Raw genomic sequence first — 18,795 nt, forward strand, 5'->3', positions numbered from 1 at the left:
GCCCCCTGGCCACTGGCTGACGACGCTGTAGCTGACCTGGCAGTAGCTGGCGGCCTGCACCCGCGCCTGACCGCCAAAGAAGCCCGTCAGCAGCAGGACGGGCAGCGCCAGGATCGCCAGCAGCTGCTTGCGTCCCCACGGACGCTGGCGCCTGGGTACCTGTGATGCCATAGCTTTCCTTGCTTTCCTTTCATTGTGCTACTACTCCTGCGCTCCCCGCTCCGCGAAACCATCCCTGATTTCGGCAGAATGCGAGGGCGAGTACCCCTCACTTGCATGCCGCAAGCGGTACCGTAAACGATTACGTAAACGGTTACGGATACATATATACCTGTACAGAGCGCATTTTGTCAAGGGAGGGGGAGGAAAGGAAGGGGAGAAAGGGGCAGAGGAGCAGGGGGGAGTAGAAGGAGGAGCCTAACCTGCTCTCTCTGCGCAGAGAAACCAGAGGTACGTAGGGACGCGAGCGGGCCCGCCTCAAGGACCTCACATCACAGATCATCGTAGCGTCCGTGGCGGCCATGTCCCTCAACGAAGCGCCTGGCCCCGGTCTGGGCCTCTGTCGACTGGAGCGTCCTGAGACCGTAGCCGGCCTCAAGGAGCAGGGCCTCTGGCAGAGGAAGAGACCATTGCTCATAGAGAGAGCGCCGATCGGAGCGCAGGCATTGCTGAGGAAAGCGTGCCAGATCATTGGCCAGGGCCAGCGCTGTAGGCAGAGCCTCGCCGTGAGGTGTCAGGCGGTTGACCAGGCCCATGCGCCAGGCCTCCTCGCCCGAGACACCGCGTCCGGTCAGGATCAGATCAAGCGCATGGCTTTGGCCAATCAAGCGAGGCAGGCGCACTGTTCCCCCATCGATGAGAGGCACACCCCAGCGACGATTGTAGACCCCCAGGATGGCATCCTCTGCGGCCACCCGCAGATCGCACCAGAGCGCCAGCTCCAGGCCGCCAGCCACAGCATAGCCTTCAATAGCCGCAATCACTGGCTTCTGCAAGAGCAGACGCGTCGGCCCCAGTGGGCCGGCATCCTCACTGTCAAGCCTGGGAGCATGCCCGGCTGCCAGTTCCTTCAGGTCGAAGCCGGAGCAAAAGCTGCCACCAGCCCCTGTCAGGACCGCCACGGCCAGCTCCGGATCGCTGTCAAAGCTGCGGAACGTCTCTAGCAAGGCAGTAGCCAGCTCTATCGTGATGGCGTTCCGGCTCGCTGGGCGATTCAGCGTCACAATCAAAACCGCTCCTTGCCGCTCCACCAGCAGCGGCCTGGCTTCGCCAGGGTCACTTGTCGCGGTCGTCTCGGAGGATTCGGACATCGTTGCTCGTCTCCTTCTTCTACGCATGAGGTATACAGACAATCGATGAGGGAGACCTATGGGCTGGCCTCGCTCAATCCGTCTCATTCACTCTATCCTCTCGGACCACCGCTTGTCTAGCAACTGCCACCGCCTAGTATTTATATTGGCTGCCGCCGGGCGTGGGAGTTGCCAACACCGATAGGGAAGGCGTGGCTACGAACCAGCGTCCTCCAATGCCATTGCCATGCGCCTGCCCCGGCGCTGTATCACCGGCGTATCTATAGAGCAGGTGCCCATTGTAGGCCACCTGCTGACCGTGGGCGTCATGGACTACGCTGAGCTTACCAGGCAGAGGAGACGCGCTCTGGGGAGAACCACTTCCCTGGAACAGCAGCGGAGGCCAGGTACTGGCACAGCCGCCCGTACAGGCCGACTGCGTTGGCGTATCCGGGGTGAAGTAGTAGAGCGTCTTGCCCTGCGTATCTGTCAGAATCGCTGTAGACAGACCGTTGAGCGAGATCGTGGCTACCTTCACGACCACGCTGCCCGGCATGCTTGCCGTCGTCGGCGTCGCGGTCATCGATCCGCTTGTACTTGTATTACTGGTCGTACTACTTGTCCCTGTGCTCGAGGTGCTGCTACCGCAGGCAGCCAGCACGATTCCAGCTGCCAGTATCAGCAAACAGAGCCTCAGCGTCGTCGAGCGAAACTGTCGCATCATTGACCCTCCAGCGTCTAGAGCAGGGATGGAAAGCCGGTTGAGGAGTGGCCCGGCTACTATGCTCTCTGCTTAAGTCGTACGCTTGCAGGTTACAGGTATCCAGATCCACGTCGAGGACTGCTCTACAATCGATGGGTGGCTTCCTTCCTGGCATAGCAGCTGTAGCAGCCCTGCAATGAATAGTGTCAGCGGATCAGCCGCACAGGGGGCTGACTTGATTCAGCCAGGATCGCTGTTTACTCGTCGAGCAGGAGAGTTCACACAACACTGGCCTTGTAGTGAAGCGGGCCCAGTTCGACCTCCGTCCTTGGGTGCCGGGCAGGTATCCAACTCCCAAGGATACAGACAGCCTCCAATGTGTGGCACGATCGCGTGAGCCGGCTCGCCGGCCCAGGGGAACAGACAAACGGGGAAGGCACCCGGGGCCCGGTGCAAGACCGGCACCCTGCAGGCTCCGGGGCGCGACGAGACTAATTCCCGTAGGAAATCACCATTGGTGGTGGCTGCAGTGCGAGCACCTGAGCAGGGGTCATCAGAGTACGCGCCTCGATGTGGTAGAAGAGCTTGAAGCCACCGTAACGGAAATTATGATACTTCTGCATATCCTCCTCTACCCACATCCTGTATTGACGAATCTTATCCTGCTGATCGCCACGGTAGCCGCCGACGCTATCCACATGGATCACCACGTCGACGCGCGGATCGTAGAGCAAATTACGCTTATCCGCGAATTCGGCCATCGAAGCGTCATACGGATTCTTCAAGCCATCTCCATCGCCGCGGTACTGGTGAATCACCAGGATCTTGCGCGGCACATGGTACTGCATCGGTAGAGCTGCCAGCGTCTCAATGACCGGATTCAGGTCGGAAGCGCGCACGTTACTGAGGTTGACGCCTGGAATACCGTTGTGTCGCGGGAACATCCACTCGGGGTCAATCGCCAGCTCTACAAAGCTGTAGTGCTCCAGATAGGGCAGAAAGAAACGTAACTCCTGCATTACGGGAGCCTGGCCGAAGCTCAGATCTAAAAACAGCAGCAGATTGTGCTGCTGGCAGAAGCGGATGTATGCCTCGATGGTTGTCGGGTCCAGGTGATGACTGTAGGTCTGCTCGGGACCGGGATAGCGGTCGGGTACGCTGGCCACCAGATCAATGGCCAGCTTCACGGGGTGTGTGGGATCAAGTCGGGCATAAACCGCCCCTTGGGCTTGCAGGCGGGCCAGCATCTGAGTGCTGAGCTGGTAGGCTGGCCCGGTCGCGGGGGCGCCAGGAATACCGTAGAACGCCACCACCCGGTAGCGTGGAAGAATCGCCCCCTGATTAGGATCGAAGGGTTGGATTGGCTCTGCGCGTTCACCCAGGCGCTCCTCATTAAGCAGCGCCGAGGGCCGCTGCTGGCGAGCCACTAGTTGCCAGGCCAGCGCTGTTCCGGCTACCAGCATCGGCAGCAGGAGTAGTCCGAAGAAAAGCCCCACTAGGACAGAGGTCTTCCTGGAGCCACGCGGACCAGGACCTGGTAGGGTCCCTTCCAGGGGCCTGGTAGGAATCTTGCTGAGCGCCTCCCCCCGGTTGGGGCGTTTTGTCAGAGTCATCGTGCTGATCCAGGTCCTCCTCAAAAACCCCTGCTCTCTTTCCCAGAAACGACTAACAGTGATCGACCGGTAAGGAGTGTCCTGGAGGAACGGTTTACCTCCTCCTGAACAGGATACTACAGATGGGAACGGAGCAGGGACAGTCTTCGGTGCTCTCTCCCCCAGATAGGCTAGTTCCCCAGGGGGGCCAGTGAAGCGGAAGGCGGTGGGGCAGGGATATGGCGCTCTCTCCGTGGCCATATGCTATCATAAAGACGGCTGAAGGTCGTTCTATCAGTTTCCCGGAGTGACGAACGCCGCCGGTGCGGCTCGGCAAAGGAGGAGGGCCCGCCATGCTTGTCAAAGATGTCATGACCAGAAAGCTGATCACAGTGACCCCCGACGATACCCTCGGGCATGCTGCCACGCTACTGCGCCAGTTTCAGTTCCATCATCTGCCAGTGGTTCAGGGGGAGCCGGCCATCTTCGGCTTCACGGGTGCGGTGAAGCCTCTCTATCTGGAGGGGCTGCTGACCTCCCAGGACATCGACCTGGCCGTCGCCGCCTCGGGTCAGCAGCCCTGGCAAGAGCGGCGTGTACAGGAGGTCATGGATCGCAGTCCCGTTTGCGTGACCCCCACTACCAGCGTCGCCGCCGCCGCCCAGCTACTGGTCGAACGCGGACTCAACGGTTTGCCGGTCGTGGAGTACGAGCAGCACGAGCAGCGCACGCGCGCGCTCCTGGTCGGCCTGTTGACGCGCAGCGATCTTCTCATTGCCCTCGCTCGTGCTCTGGGGGCCTTCGAGCCAGGGATGCAGCTCCTGATCCCCTTCACTGCTGGCAATCCCACCCCGCTGGCCCGTCTTTTGCTCCTGGCCGCCGAGCTGCATGTGCAAGTCCGCAGCCTGGTTGTGGTTCCGCCCAGAAACGGCCAGCCGCACACAGCGACCGTCCGCCTGGGCACTATTAACCCGGCCCCTCTCTTGATGCGCCTGCAGGACGAGGGCATCGAGTACACCTTTCCCGATCTTGCTCTAGAGGAGCGCCGCCATGACAATGCCTGATCTCGCTTCCCACCCCCGCGTTTGCCTGGCTTTTGACCCGCTGGAACTCCACTACGATTTTGGGGCCGATCATCCCCTGCAGGCGGACCGTATGCGGGCCTTGCTAGACCTGCTGGAAACCTGCCAGCTCTGGCACCAGGGCGATCCCCTGCTGCATCTTCCGATCCGCCCCGCCTCCCTCGATGAGCTGCGGCTGATCCATACCGACGACTACCTGGCAGCGGTCCAACAGCTCGGGGCCTCCGCGGCCAGGCTGCCTGCCCTTCCTCCCCAGCAACGACAGGAGCTGGAACAGCAAGCTTTCCGCTATGGCTTCGGCGATGGCGACACGCCGATTATGCCTGAGATGCATGAGGTCTCGGCGATGATCGCCGGCGGGACGTTGGTCGCTATGAGCGCTGTGCTCGGCCTGCCCGAGGGCGGTCAGTTCGCCTCCCCCGAGGGACGGCCTGTGCATGTCTTCCACCCGGGCGGCGGCCTGCACCATGCCTGGGCCAGTCGCGCCTCGGGCTTCTGCGTCTATAATGATGCGGCGGTGGCCATCGCCCACGTGCTGCGCGCCAGCGAGGCCAAGGTCCTCTATATCGATTTCGACGCTCATCATGGCGATGGAGTACAGCGCGCCTTTTACGATGAACCGCGCGTCTTGACGGTCTCGCTCCACGAAACGGGTCGCTACCTCTTCCCCGGCACCGGCGATGTCCTGGAACTGGGGAATGGGCTGGGGCGTGGCTATTCAGTCAATGTGCCTCTGGAGCCTTTTACACAGGATGACTCCTATATTGAGGTCATAGAGAACTTGCTGCCACCGCTGGCCCTCTCTTTCGCCCCAGACGTGATTATCAGCAACCACGGCTGCGATACCCATGCCTGGGACCCACTGACTCACCTGGCCTTGACCACACGCGCCTTGCAGGCCCAGGTGCGACTGGTGCACGAGCTGGCCCACCGCTACTGTGGCGGGCGCTGGGTCGCTGTTGGCGGAGGTGGCTATGATCCCTATCGCGTTGTGCCACGGGCCTGGGCCCTCGTCTGGGCGGAAATGTCTGGTCGGCCACTGCCTGCTCAGCTACCGACAAGCTGGGTCGAACGCTGGCGCCCCTCGTGGGAAGCGATGCGCGAGCGCGAACGCGAGACCTGGGAGGTGATGGGCAAGCCGCAGCAGGAGAGCGGTTTCCCCACTACCTTTGAAGACCTGCCAGATCACTTCCCGCCGGTGCCGCGCCTCCAAGAGATCACGCGGGCCAACCGCCATACGGCCTCTCTCGTGCGCCATCTGGCGGTGCCACCCGCGGTACGACCGGCTTTCCCCCCGCTGCGCCAGCGCTCGCCGCTGACGGGCCTTTTCGACCTGCTTCACCTGCGCGGCGCTGATACTCCCTCGCGCAGCCAGACCTTGCAGACACCGCGCGGCCCTGTTCTCCTGCGTGACTTCTGTCCTCCTTCGCTCGTCGAGCGCTTGCGCCCCTCCAATGGCCTTTGTTCCTTCACACGTCTGCCTGAGCGCGAGCATCGCCTGCTGTTGGAGATTGCGCGGCGGGCCGACTGCGCCCTGGCACTTGCCCATACCTCGGGAGGTGAGATTGTCGGCGAGGTGACGCTGGCCCCCGGTGATGCCTGGTGGGAGGGGCTGGAGCAGGTGTATGAGGTGGCCATCGAGGTCAGCCGTGACTGGCGCGGCCTGGGCATTGCGCGCAATCTGCTGGCCTTTGCGCTCGATCTGGAAGCTCGTGAGGACCTGATCTTCTTTGCCGTTGGCCTCTCCTGGCACTGGGATATCGAGGGTACTGGCTTGTCAATCTATCGCTACCGGGAGATGCTTATCAAGCTCTTTGGCTCTCAGGGCTTTAAGGAGTATCCTACCAACGAGCCGAACATTGCAATGGATCCGGCCAATGTCTTGCTAGTGCGCGTCGGCAGCCGGGCCGACCAGCGCATTGTTAGCCAATTCTTCAGCCGAGTCCTGAGTACACCACAGCTCCCCCGTTTCTGAGCTGGGCAGTGAGGGACGGCGAGAGCGGCATAGCACTCCTCTCAGCGGAAGAGGCTCCCTCGCCCCGAAGGCGAGGCTTTGCCGTACGCGCCTGCTTGTCCACTCTTGCACTCCTCAGAGAGCAACAGCCAGCTAGCTCCTGGCTCAGTTACTAATCGTTCGTGGAGGCCTGTCTATGGATCTGGGACTGGAAGAAAAAGTCGCCATTGTGACGGGTGCCAGTCGTGGGGTAGGCAAAGCCATTGCCCGTGCCCTGGGCGCTGAAGGCTGTCGACTGGCCATCATCGCCCGAGGACGCAAAGCTCTGGAAGAAACCGCTGAAGAGCTGCGCGGCGCCGGCGTGGAGGTCTTGACGATCGCTGCTGACCTCATGATCCCTCAGAACATCGAGCGTAGTGTGCAGGACGTTATGGATCGTTATGGGCGCATAGATATCCTGGTCCATAACGCCGGTGGGGCCCGCGGTCAGACCATCTTTGATACCAGCGATGAAGACTGGCACGACGCTCTGGCCCTCAATGTCCTGGCGCTCAGTCACTTTGCCCGCCTCGTGGCCCCCATAATGAGCCGCCAGGGAGGGGGACGCATCATTGCCATCTCCTCCATTTTCGGGCGCGAATCGGGCGGACGGCCCGCCTACAATGCCCTCAAAGCTGCTTCCATCAGCCTCACCAAGTCGTTGGCCCGCCAGTTTGCTCCCAACAACATTCTGGTGAACAGCGTCGCGCCCGGCTCCTTGCTCTTCCCCGGCAGCTCCTGGGACCGCCGGCGCCAGGCTGATCCTGAGAGCATCGAAGCCTTCGTGAAAAGCGAGCTGCCGCTAGGCCGCTTCGGTACTCCTGAGGAGGTGGCGGCTGTCGTCGTCTTCCTGGCCTCCTCTGCGGCCTCGCTGGTCAGCGGGGCCTGCATTCCTGTCGACGGCGCCCAGTCTCGTTCTAATATCTAGCTCGCGAGAGCATGCGGGCCATCAGCAGCCGGCATGCAAAGCTTAAAAAGCCCTAAGAAAGGCGCTTCCCGGTTTAGTTTCTGCTTAGAGCCTGTTACTGCAGAGCTTATTTGGGCCAGAATGCCTTGTAATCCGCTCGGAAAAACGGTACTCTTCTGTCTAGCAAGAAGGAAAATGGACGAAGAGCAACGAGGAAACGAAAAGATGGCAAAACAAGAACGCCCTGCGGTCAATATAGATGGTATTCTGGCCCAAAAAGCTCTGGCCGGCGATGAGCAGGCCTTTGAGATGCTCTTAAAGCGCTATCAGACGCCTCTGTTTAGCTTTATCTACCACTTTCTCGGCGACTATGACCAGGCGTGTGATACTCTGCAACAAGTGTTCTTGCAACTCTACATCTCGCTTCCGAAGCTGCGCACCGGTGAGCCGCTGAAAGCCTGGCTCTTCCAGGTAGCACGCAATCGCTGTCTCGATGAACTGAGGCGCAAGCGTGCGGTCCACTTCTCTGAGCTGGAAGGGAGCACGGACGAAGACGAGCTGTCGCCGCTGGACACTCTGCCCGATGGCTGCCCGTTGCCGGAGGAACTGGCTGAGCATCACGATCTCCAGCGTCTCCTGAGCGAAGCCATTCAGACTTTGCCGCCACGCTTCCGGGCTGTGGTGCTTTTGCGCTACCTGGCCCAGCTCAGCTTCGCCGAAATTGGCCAGACGCTGCAGATGCCCGAGGCAACGGCCAAAACCTACTTCCAGCGCGCCAAGCCGCTCTTGCGGACGGCTTTGCGCGAGTACACAGGCAAGATCACTGCTACCCTGGCCTAAGCTCCATGCTTCTCCCCATGACCCACAGGTGGCGGGCAAGCCCTGCCTTGTGAAACTTCCCCTGGATGTTGTTCGTTGTACATAGCAGAGCACGAGCGAGCTAAGGAACAACATCCGGGGGAATTTGCTTATGCGGGAGCAGCGCGAGCGATCGCCTCAACCGGCCATAGAAGGGCGGGAAGGGGAAGAGCCGCAAGAAGAGTTTGATGAGCTGGACCGTCTCTTCATAGAGCACCTGCCGCGTCTTGATCCCCCGCCGGAGGTCATCGAGCGCATCCTCGCTCTCGCGCGTCATTCGGCTCCTCCTCTGGTATCCAATGCTGAGCACCAGCAGCCTCCTATCCAGCCAGGGAAGCATCACTCCAACAGAGAAGGGAGACGAACGGACGGGCGAGGAAGGGATCACAGCAGGCAGTAATGGAACAGAGGAAGAAGGTTCTTCTGGGGAGAGCCACGGCCATCACTGACGGCGGATCAACGCAAGAGGGCAGCATCTACCTGCCCTGCTGGTAGGCAAGGCCGGGGCTGCCCTCGGCTGTAAGGTCCATGGCACCGAAGAGGATGAGACGAATGCCTGATCTTGCCTGGTCTGGCCAATCCTCTTGCTAGAGCAGACTCTTCCGACTCTCTGCCCGATCTCCTCTGGCACGGGCCTCTCTCTCTGAGAGTGATCGGTGCCGCCTCGCCTCACGCAATTTGATCGCTCAACTTCCCCCTCGCAACAAGCCAGCGGACAAACTCCAAGCGGCGATGTTCTGCAAGAGCCTGTTGCTGTTCCCTCTCGGCATACTCCTCGCGGAGCCTGGCCAGACGGCGCATCTCTACCTCATCAAAGCCGCCACGGCGCAGTATCTCACGATCATCTTTGCGGTCCTGCATGTGGTCCTCCTTCTTCACTGGCAAGCGGGCGGGTGATCAACTCCACCAGAGCGGGGTCAACAGGCCTACCTGCGACCCAACCCGTCTCTGAAGAGCCTGCTTGGCATAAGACTTAGGCCACTGATAGCGATCTTCTTCATCCAGGCATTGAGCGCCTCGTCCAGTCTTCAAGGAAACCTGCCTGTGGGCGCTCAAGCAGACACTCCTTTCTTCCCGTCGTAGAGAACAGGCAGTCACTGTCAGCTTCTCTGCTACAGAGTATACATTACCGCGAGTGACAAATGTGTGAACACGGCGAGGGTGGCTGTGAAAATCCTGTGAAGGTTGATCTTTGTGCGCTAATTGCTCTAAAGAGATCCTCCTGCCTACGATAAATTGCCGAGCAGGGGGGCATCCGGCGGAGGAACGAAGTAACCGACGCCTGGCTCATTATGTAAGAAACGCGGGTGGGCAGGGTCGGGCTCCAGTTTGCGGCGCAGGTGGCGGATGAAGGTACGCAGATAGGTCGTTTCTCCAACATAATCGGCCCCCCAGACGCGCTGGAGCAGCTCGCGGTGCGTAAGCACCTTGCCGGCATTGCGCGTCAGCTCGTAGAGCAAATCGTACTCGGTTGGAGTCAGATGCACTTCCTTGCCGCCGGAGCGTACCTTGCGGCGAGCGAAATCTACCTCCAGTCCTCCAGGCCCGCCGCAGCGATAGACGGGCGTGCTGGGGCTGGTACCCCCCTGCCCCAGGCTGCTCAGTAGTCGCTCCGTCTCAGAGGCTCGGCGCAAAGCCACGCGCACGCGCGCCAGCAGCTCGTTGATACTGAAAGGCTTGGTCAAGTAGTCATCGGCGCCCTGGTCGAGAGCCTTAATTTTGACCGGCTCCTCGTCGTGAGCCGAAAGTACAATCACAGGGGCGTTGCTCCACTCGCGCAGGCGGCGCAGAAAAGCCAGGCCGTCCAGCGTCGGTAAGGATAAATCGAGCAACACCAGCTGCGGCTGCACCAGCGCTGCCAGCTCGATACCCTGGGCCCCGTCGCGGGCTGTTTGCACCTGGAAACCTCGCGCCTTCAATTGCGCGCGCAGAAAAGCACTCATCTGTGGATCATCTTCTACACAAAGAATGCATGGTTTTTTCTCGCGCTCAGAAGCTGACATCATGCGCACCCTCCCTGGAGCCGGTTGTATTACCGCGCGGGGCTGAGGCGGGTAGCAGCGGCTGGGCGACTGTTGGCTCGCCGGCGATGCTCAGGCGGAAGGCAAAGGTGGTCCCCTGACCAGGGCTGCTGTGGAGCGTTAAGGTGCTCTGGTGAGCTTCGATAATACCGCGGCTAATGTAGAGGCCCAAGCCTGTACCTGGACTCCAGCGGGCGCTATCCCGGCGCCGATCGCGGACCGGTTGACCCGGACGGTCTGCCGCCGGGCGACGACTGGCGGCAAAGGTACTGAAGCGAGTGAACAGCTCTTCCTGTTGCTCAGGAGTCAGGCCAGGGCCGTGGTCGGTGACGCGGATCTCCACCTCGCGGGGGCTGACCTGCTCAGCCTCCAGCAGGACAGTATCGCCTTCTGGCGCATGGTAAAAGGCATTGCTGAGCAGGTTCGTCAGGACGCGGATAATCATCTCATAGTCTGCCAGAACAGTGGGCAACTGGGGAGGGACCCGCACATCCAGACTGCGGTGCGAGCTGGCGATGAGGGCCTCCAGGCGCTCCTGCAGATCCTCGACCAGCTCAGAGAGCAGCACCGGCTCCAGCTCCAGGCGTAAGGCGCCAGCCTCCACCCGGGCGGCATCCAGGAACTGGTTGACCATGCTGACCAGACGCTCAACCTGCTCATCGGCGGTACGCAGAAAGTCGCGCTGCTCTTCCACTGACCAGCGCAGGTCGTCGGCCTGGAGGACGCTCAGGTGAGCGCGGATATTGGCCAGCGGCGTTTTCAGCTCGTGGGCCATCGTGGTAAAGAAATCTTCGCGCTCGCGCTCCAGCTCCTTCATGCGCGTAATATCGTGCCAGACCAGGATCGCTCCGCTGATCGTCCCATCGGAGGCTCGCAGCGGGGCCGCGCTAGCCAGCAGAAAGAGCATGCTGCCATCGGGCTGGCTCAGGTGCAGCTCGCTCTCACTGGCCTCACCTCGGAAGAGGGCGCGCGCCAGGGGCCGCTCCTCGGCTGGTACCAGCTCGCCATTGGGGCCATAGACATTGATGCGGTCGATGATTTCCTCGCTCGCCCGTCCGGCCAGACAGCGGATGACCTCCTCCGGATTATCCAGCTGGGCCTCGGGTACTCCCATCCGGCGCAGGAGTCTGGCGGCCTGACGGTTAATGATGCTGATCCTTGGGCGCTCACGGGCCTCCTTGGAGATCAAGAGCACGCCCGAAGGTAAGCGTTCAAGGAGCGTCTGCATGCGAGCGCCTTCCTCCTCTAGGGCAGCTTTGGCCTCCTGGAGCGCTTGATTGCGTTGAGCCAGCTCCAGGGTGCGGGCGATAACTTCGGCCTCGATGCGCTCGCGGGCGGCAGCTTGCTCGGTTACATCGTGATAGATGACGATGAAAGCGAAGATATCACCGACTGCGTCATGGATGGGAGCATAGGAACGGCGGATGACGTAGGGATGGCCATCGGCCCCGATGACCTTGATCTCGTCGACGCTCTGCTCCAGAGCACGGCGCTCCAGGGCTGGAATATCCTCCGGCCCACGGGGCAGGGCCTCTTCAAAGCGAGCCTGACTGCGGGCCAGGGCCTCCCAGATCGGCAGCCCCAGGGCCTCATCGCTCCAGCCAAAGAGACGGCGCACAGCGTGATTGATATCCGCCACGCGCCAGCGGGCATCGTAGATCACCACCCCGTCGGGAATGGCCTGCATAATATTCTCGCGCTGGCGCACATTGCGACTCGCCATGCGGGCCAGACTATCGATGCGGAAAAAGAGGCGCGCATTATGAATAGCCAGACCAGCCTGGCGGGCGAACTGCTCTAGCAGCTCGACCTCCTCAGCAGGGAAACCACGGGCCCGTCGGTGATACACCTCGATCGTTCCCACAACTGCCGGACGGTCGCCGGCCCGCTGGCCCAAGGGGCCGTGGCCCTCCATGGGTCTCATCTGCTCGGGATGGGGATCAAAGATCGGTACACAGAGCACGGAACCGGGTCGGCGTGGAAGGCCATCGTCGTCAAGGAGCGGTAGCTCTAGCTCTGGGCAACTGCTGGTATCCTCGATGATCAGCGCTCGCTGTTCGCGCAAGGCGCGACTGAGCAGCAGACGCTCAGTCAGGCGCGGGCGCCAGTGCTGGGCACTGGGATGTAGCCCTTTCTGCGCCGCTAGAGTGACCAGCGGCTCACTCTCAACGGACTCCTGGTGCATGGGGGGACGCGGCTGAGCAATATCTGGCAGCGCGGTCTCGACCTCGGTGACTGGCTCCAGCAGCAAGATCGCGCAGCGGGTCGAACCGACCATCTCCTGAACAGCCTGCAAGATGCGGTCTAGCACCTCGGGCAGGGCAAAGGGGCCAGCAATGGCTGCGGAGATGTGCTGCATGGCCTTCAGCAACAAGCGTGAGCGTACCTGGCTGGTCACGTCCTCCACGGTGACCAACAGGGCCTCTCGCTGGCTCTCCCAGGTCACAGGGATCAGGGAGATGCGCCAATAGGTGCGCCCACGACTGGCCAGCAGTCCTTCATAGGGGACATCCTGGAAGACCAGGCTCTGGCGCAAGGAGCAGGCCCGCCACAGATGGGGCATAGCCGTGGAGGCCAGCTCTGGGGGCAGGATCTCAGACAGACGATGACCGAGCACTCCTTGCGAGCGCCACGGCTCGCTCAGCAGCGAGGCCAGGTACTGGTTGATGTAGAGAACACGCAAATCAGTACCATCCAGGACTGCGGCTCCGACCGCAATGTGTCCCAGGATTTGTTCAAGTTGCACAGATGGCTCTGGCTCCATAGGTCGGGGTTTCTAGCCACGCCGGGTCTCTACCTGACCTGGACTGGAAAAGACACGCCCCACACATCGCCGCCCGCCAGGACGGCGTTCTTGCTCTCGTTCCCTCCTCCCCACTACACAATATTATATCGCCTGCAGACGGTGACTGTGAGCCAGGAGGACAGGCCCAACCACCTCGCCTGGCTGCTCGCTGCCTCCCCTGGCACTAGTCGCCAGCAGTTGTGGCTGGCCTCCGGGCTGCGAAGACCCAGATAGACCGATAAACCAGGTCTCCTATTGGCACAGCAGAGATTAGCAAAGCGCGGTGCCAAAGGGGACGGTTTGTGGTATGATGATGTCAACTCCCGAGAGAGTACTGCAACCCTGAAGCGTACGACCTTCCGGGTCCTTTTGTGCCGCATGAGGCCGGCGGTGTTCGCCTGCCTGTTTGCCTGCAAGATGAAGCCCACCTCTCCTCCAGCGCCGGAGTAAAGAGTGGGTGAAAGCGCTCGCCAGGCGGGACGGGGCCGCGAATCACATGGCGGCTGCCCTCTGGGCTATTGGTTGGTCAAAGAAGCTCGGTGGCGCAGCCGGTTCGTTCTGCGAGGAGGGATTCATGGAGCTTTCGCTGCGGCTGGATACCCTCGGGGTGGTCGAGGTGCGCTATCTGCGTGGCCGGGAGCGCTACCGCGATTGGCCCCCTTTCCAATTGGTGGCCGCCTCCCGGCAGGCCCGTATCCAGGCGTATATGAGCCGTGAGGTCGCTGAACAGCTGCATCAGCAGATCCTTGCGGTGGAGGCGGCTGTTGGTCTAGACGTTGAGTTTGAAGATGAGGATGAAGATCATCTCGAGAAGGAGCACAGTAGCCGTTCAATTGATGAAAAGCATTTTGACGATGCAACAGAGCGAGAGAGCAGCGCAAGTACTTTCTCTCCCTCCCTCGCCCAGGCACTGGACCGCCTGAACGAACTGGCGCGGCAGCGCTTACCCGAGGCCAGCTCCTCCTCTGGCGCTGCGGAGCGCGGCGAGTTGCTGGCGGAAGAGGGAGAGCTGAGCGCTGAGGAGGAGGGGGCGCTGGAGCAGCTGCAAGATGCTTTTACCCAAATGATGGATGTGGTGCGGGAGTTGGCTGAAGAGATGGCCACAGATGCTCTCAAGCTCAACGGGCGTTTCCGCTGCGCGCGCACCAACATTATCTTTACTCAGGCCGATCTCCCCGAGGAAGAGGAAGAGACTCCGGAGGAAGAGGAAGGAACGGAGGAAGAAGCAGCCGAGGAGCCAGGAGCCGAAGGGGTCGAGGAGGAGGTGGGTGAGGAGGAAGTGGTAGAGTTTGAGGTGGAGCTGGTAATGGTCCTGCAGCTCTTTGAAGAGGGACGCGCCCGCTCCGATGATTCGCCAGCTGTGGAGCTGCAGCTTGATGTCGACGATTTCGAACGCCTGCACGAGACGCTTGATCTGGCCTTGCAGCGCGAGGAACGAAGCCGCCGGCGCAGCTCCTCTCATCTGACCTCCGAGCGTGGACGGCGCAATCGCCGGCGTCGCTAGCGCCGAGTCGCTCTCTCGCTCACTACCCCGGAGGAAGACCGCAGCTCCCTGACTTCACTGCTCGTTTGCTACCTTGTTGCTATGAGGTTGAACCCTGGTTGGAGGCGAAGTCGGGCTGAACTGGGGTCAGCCGACTCCGCTCTCTGCTGTTCCCCGTCCACACTGGGCTGGGTGGTGGTTATGTGGCCAGGGCGCTTCTCCTTTGCTTGCCCCTCTGACGCTCCGCTGAGGGAGATCCTGCTGGCTATGGAGGAGCCATGCCCAGCGGCTCAACTCCTGGTGAGTCCCCCTCAAAACACGGCCAAGCCTGTAGTCAGATGAAGGCTAATCTGCTACAATGAGGACTGATCTGCTGGGGATTGAAGAGGCGAGCGAGGGTTTAGCCAGGGCCGTTCGGGCTTGTGCTCTGCTCTGGGATTCGCTGCCCTGGGGAGAAGACCGGTGGAAACAGCAAAGAGGGAGAGGCCGCTGGTCCTCATCTGTGGCCGTGTTCTCTCCACCGGTGTGCATGCCTGCCTGGGGTGTCTGTGAAGGGAGCTTGACCTGCATGAGTGATGAGTGCGTGAGGCGTGGGCCAAGGCCTTGTTGGGAGCGAGGAACCTATGTGATTGAGGCCGACGATGCTGCTGAGCTGGCGCGGACGATGCACCTGGAGCAGCTGATTACGCGGCAGCTGGGGGGCCTCTTCCCAGAGCGTGGGGGTGATCTGGGGGCTGTTCAGACAATCCTCGATGTTGCCTGCGGCCCCGGCGGCTGGGCGCTGGCTGTGGCCTATGCCTATCCACAGGTGACGGTGATCGGCATCGATAACTGTCCCGCAGTTGTAGAGTATGCCCAGGCTCAGGCCTGGTCGCGGGGCCTGGAGAATGTCGAGTTCGTGGTGATGGACGCTTTGCAGCCCCTCGATTTCCCCGACGATGCCTTCGATCTTGTGAATGCCCGTTTCCTGATGGGGATGATGCCCGCCTCGGCCTGGGTGCCATTGCTGCGCGAGTGTCGCCGCGTCACTCGTCCTGGCGGCAGTATTCGCCTGACCGAGGCCGAGCTGTGTTGGACGACCAGCCCCGCTTTTGAGCAGCTCTCTGCCTGGCTGGCCCGAGCCTTCTGGCGCAAGGGATATAGCTTCTCCCCCGATGGGCGTACTCTGGGAATCACTGCCGTCCTGGGCCAGCTGCTGCGCTCGGCGGGATGGTGCAATATTGGCTATCGCCCCTTTGTGGTGGATTTCTCAACCGGCGCCTCCGCTCAGACCGGAGGCTATCAGCATTTTATGGTATTTTGGAGGCTCGTGCAGGAGTTTGTATGCACATGGGCGGAGATCCCTGCGGAGATCTTCGAACGCTGCTATCAGCAGGCGATGGCCGAGCTGCTGCTTGATGAATTCTGCGGTCTCTGGTTCCACCTGCTGACCTGGGGGGAGAATCCCGCGGCCTGACCGAGAGGCCAGGTCCGGCAGACCAGGGGCCGGCACACCCGGCTTACTTCCTCTGGCTTGGTTTGCCCACCCTCCTGGCTGGCCCTGGCCAGGCCTCCTTCGGTACGAAGATGCACTGCACGCGGCGATCTTGCTTTCTTTGTGGCTTACTGCCTGGCTGGAGTGGCCCGCTGGTCGCTTCAGCTTCCTCTGCAGAAAGAAGCACCTATGACGAGAGCTATTACGATCGAGGATCTGTATCGGCTGCGCTTTGTCAGCCAGCCGCGTCTTTCGCCCGATGGCTCACGCGTAGCCTTTGTGGTCACAACTATTGATGAGCGGGAGCATGAGTATCGCTCGGCGATCTGGGTGGCCCTGCCCAACGGGGAGGTCCGACGCTTCACCAGTGGGCGCGCGAAAGCTCACAGTCCTAGCTGGTCGCCCGATGGGCGCTGGCTCGCCTTCGTGTCCGATCGCGACAGCGATGAGCCAGCCGCCTCTCCTGCGGCAGGAGGAGCCGCAGAGCGACGAGCGCAGCCTTCTTCTCAGATCTGGCTGTTGCCAGCGGACGGCGGTGAGGCACGCCAGCTCACCTGGATGGAACATGGTGCCGAGCGCCCTGTCTGGTCGCCCGATGGGCGCTACCTCCTCTTTTCGGCCCAGGTTGGCCCAAGCGATGAGAAAACGCCGGCGGGCAAGCCGCTGCCAAAGGCGCGGGTGATCGAGCGCCTCTGGTATCGCCTCGATGGTGTCGGCTTTATCCACGAGCGCCGCAGCCATCTCTTCCTGATCCCTGTTGAGGGAGGCGAGCCTGTCCAGCTGACTGATGGCGACTGGGATGATGCTGACGCGGCCTGGTCTCCCGATGGTCAGCAGATCGCCTTTGTCTCCAGCCGCGCGGAAGATCGCTGGCGGATGCCTTGCCCCGATCTGTATACGCTGACGATCATCTCCGGCCAACCGGGTGAGCTGCGCTGCTGGACCAATGGGAGTCTCTCCTGCTCCTCGCCCTCCTGGTCACCGGATGGCCGCCATCTGGCCTTCCTGGCCATGCAGAAGTATCGCTCGGCGAATCATGTCGATCTTTATGTGCTCTCGCTCGAAGAAGGAGCAATCCCCGGTCAGGTTCAACCGCTTTGCCTGACCAGCGATTTTGAGGGAAGCTGCGTCGACTGGACAAATAGCGACCTGGGCGACGAGCATCTGATGCCCCCGCCAGGCTGGTCTGCCGATGGGCAGACGCTCTATGCCCTGGCCTCCCGACGTGGCGCCACACGGCTGTATGTCATCCCTATGAGTGGGGCTGGCCCGGAGCCGCCGACTCTCACGCCTGGCGCCGTACATGTGCGGGACTTCTCCCTCAATCAGGCCGGCCAGCGCGTCGCCTTGCTCATGGGCAGCGCCACCCAGCCGCCGGAGATCTATCGCTGTTCGCTTACCACCACGGCACCTGGACCAGAGGCAGGGCAAGGAGCTGGGGCGCCGACGCTAGAGCAGGTCTCGCATTGTAACGATGAGCTGCTCCGCGAGCTGAAACTGGCCTCGCCGGAATATCTGCCCTATCGGGGCTGCGACGACTGGCCTATGGACGGCTGGCTCTTGCGCCCCCCCGACTACGATCCTGCCCGGCGTTACCCGCTGATTGTGGAGATTCACGGCGGCCCCAATACCCAATATGGCTACGGCTTCTTCCATGAGATGCAGGTCCTGGCCGCTGCGGGCTACGTCATCCTCTACACCAACCCCCGCGGGAGCTGCGGCTACGGACGTGAGTTTGCCCTGGCTGTGCGCGGCGCCTGGGGCGAAAAGGACTCCCTGGATATTTTGGCGGGCATCGACGCCGCCTTGCAGCAGGGCGGTATCGATGAGCAGCGCATCGGGGTCATTGGCGGAAGCTATGGCGGCTTTATGACCGCCTGGTTGATCGGCCATAGCCATCGCTTCCGCGCCGCGGTGGCTGATCGCAGCGTCACAAACCTGGTCTCCGACTTTGGCAGCAGTGATTTTGGATGGACTTTCGCCGACGATGAGCTGGATACCACACCGTGGGAGGACCTGGAACGCTACTGGCGCATGTCCCCGCTGGCTTACGTGCAGCACATGCGGACGCCGCTGCTGATTCTCCACAGTGAGCAGGATCTGCGGTGCAATATCGAGCAGGCCGATCAGCTCTTCGCCGCCCTTAAGTACCTGGGGCGCGAGGTGCGCTACGTACGCTTCGAGGGCCAGAGTCACGGCCTTTCTCGCGGAGGTCATCCCTCTCTCCGTCTACAGCGCCTGCGCTTCATCGTCGACTGGTTCGAGCACCATTTGCGCGAGCCTGAGCGGCAACAGTAGCAACCCATGCGCACCGGCCCAGCCAGTCAGAGTCAGGTGGCTGGCTGGCTGGGCTGCTTGCCCTCTGTGCGGCCCCCTCCCTCTCCCCTTCCCATCTGTGATTAGCTGTGGGCGCTTTTGCCTGCTCTCCCTCTCGGTCCTCTGAAAAAGGCATGCCGGTTCTCCGTGCGGTCTTCCTGCAGAAGCAAGCAAACAGTCACATACATTATAGACTTGATCTAATCAATTTGGTGAGCACTTTTATAGTAAAACCGTAACAGATCGCGGATGTCGAATCAGTATCGGCCTGCAATTGCGACGGTATGTCATG

Annotated in this window: 14 protein-coding genes; 7 read left to right on the forward strand and 7 right to left on the reverse strand. The window is 61.5% G+C overall.

Annotated elements, in window-relative coordinates; translation table 11 throughout:
• Positions 1-491 precede the first annotated feature (491 nt).
• The 3 genes from KTAU_RS09800 to KTAU_RS09810 all read right to left on the reverse strand — a co-directional run bounded on the left by KTAU_RS09800 (position 492) and on the right by KTAU_RS09810 (position 3,605).
• Positions 492-1,310, reverse strand: coding sequence for a crotonase/enoyl-CoA hydratase family protein (locus KTAU_RS09800; RefSeq protein WP_151728228.1), 819 nt, complete (start codon positions 1,308-1,310; stop codon positions 492-494).
• Positions 1,311-1,443: 133 nt separating this feature from the next.
• Positions 1,444-2,013 carry a COG4315 family predicted lipoprotein gene (locus tag KTAU_RS09805; protein WP_151728229.1) on the reverse strand — a complete coding sequence of 190 codons (570 nt, stop codon included), beginning with the start codon at positions 2,011-2,013 and terminating at the stop codon, positions 1,444-1,446.
• Positions 2,014-2,483: 470 nt separating this feature from the next.
• The gene (locus tag KTAU_RS09810) at positions 2,484-3,605 is read right to left on the reverse strand and encodes a hypothetical protein (RefSeq protein WP_151728230.1); all 1,122 of its coding nucleotides are present in this window, start codon (positions 3,603-3,605) and stop codon (positions 2,484-2,486) included.
• A 332-nt stretch (positions 3,606-3,937) separates the two neighbouring features.
• Here KTAU_RS09810 and KTAU_RS09815 point away from each other — a divergent pair, with 332 nt between their 5' ends.
• The 4 genes from KTAU_RS09815 (at position 3,938) to KTAU_RS09830 (ending at position 8,406) form a co-directional block, all read left to right on the forward strand.
• A complete protein-coding gene (locus tag KTAU_RS09815; protein WP_151728231.1) occupies positions 3,938-4,648 on the forward strand; it encodes a CBS domain-containing protein in 711 nt (236 codons plus the stop codon).
• Entirely contained in the window at positions 4,635-6,641 is a 2,007-nt protein-coding gene (locus KTAU_RS21550) for a GNAT family N-acetyltransferase (RefSeq protein ID WP_170293193.1), read from the forward strand. Before KTAU_RS09815 ends, KTAU_RS21550 begins: the two co-directional genes overlap by 14 nt.
• A 175-nt stretch (positions 6,642-6,816) precedes the next feature.
• Positions 6,817-7,587 (forward strand): SDR family NAD(P)-dependent oxidoreductase, encoded by a 771-nt coding sequence (locus KTAU_RS09825; protein ID WP_112426747.1) that lies wholly within the window; start codon positions 6,817-6,819, stop codon positions 7,585-7,587.
• Between the two features lie 204 nt (positions 7,588-7,791).
• Entirely contained in the window at positions 7,792-8,406 is a 615-nt protein-coding gene (locus KTAU_RS09830) for an RNA polymerase sigma factor (protein ID WP_228026387.1), read from the forward strand.
• A 100-nt stretch (positions 8,407-8,506) separates the two neighbouring features.
• Here KTAU_RS09830 and KTAU_RS09835 read toward each other — a convergent pair whose 3' ends face one another.
• The 4 genes from KTAU_RS09835 to KTAU_RS09850 form a co-directional block, all read right to left on the reverse strand.
• Complete coding sequence (locus KTAU_RS09835; RefSeq protein WP_151728233.1) at positions 8,507-8,701, reverse strand: hypothetical protein; 195 nt, start codon at positions 8,699-8,701, stop codon at positions 8,507-8,509.
• A gap of 392 nt (positions 8,702-9,093) precedes the next feature.
• Entirely contained in the window at positions 9,094-9,285 is a 192-nt protein-coding gene (locus tag KTAU_RS09840; RefSeq protein WP_052889015.1) for a hypothetical protein, read from the reverse strand.
• 365 nt (positions 9,286-9,650) lie between these two features.
• Positions 9,651-10,430, reverse strand: a complete 780-nt coding sequence (locus KTAU_RS09845; protein ID WP_223258182.1) for a response regulator — start codon at positions 10,428-10,430, stop codon at positions 9,651-9,653.
• Positions 10,414-13,191: a PAS domain-containing protein gene (locus KTAU_RS09850; RefSeq protein WP_170293194.1), complete on the reverse strand. Its 2,778-nt coding sequence runs from the start codon at positions 13,189-13,191 to the stop codon at positions 10,414-10,416. The genes KTAU_RS09845 and KTAU_RS09850 overlap by 17 nt, the downstream gene beginning before the upstream one ends.
• Before the next feature lie 613 nt (positions 13,192-13,804).
• Between KTAU_RS09850 and KTAU_RS09855 the strand changes: the two genes are divergently transcribed.
• From KTAU_RS09855 to KTAU_RS09865, 3 genes are all read left to right on the forward strand, one after another.
• Positions 13,805-14,734 carry a hypothetical protein gene (locus tag KTAU_RS09855; RefSeq protein WP_151728235.1) on the forward strand — a complete coding sequence of 310 codons (930 nt, stop codon included), beginning with the start codon at positions 13,805-13,807 and terminating at the stop codon, positions 14,732-14,734.
• A gap of 547 nt (positions 14,735-15,281) precedes the next feature.
• On the forward strand, positions 15,282-16,169 hold the full coding sequence (locus KTAU_RS09860; protein ID WP_170293195.1) for a class I SAM-dependent methyltransferase: 888 nt from the start codon (positions 15,282-15,284) through the stop codon (positions 16,167-16,169).
• Positions 16,170-16,376: 207 nt separating this feature from the next.
• On the forward strand, positions 16,377-18,485 hold the full coding sequence (locus KTAU_RS09865) for a S9 family peptidase (RefSeq protein WP_151728237.1): 2,109 nt from the start codon (positions 16,377-16,379) through the stop codon (positions 18,483-18,485).
• Positions 18,486-18,795 lie beyond the last annotated feature (310 nt).

The organism is Thermogemmatispora aurantia (genome assembly GCF_008974285.1).
In the GTDB taxonomy this organism is placed as follows: domain Bacteria; phylum Chloroflexota; class Ktedonobacteria; order Ktedonobacterales; family Ktedonobacteraceae; genus Thermogemmatispora; species Thermogemmatispora aurantia.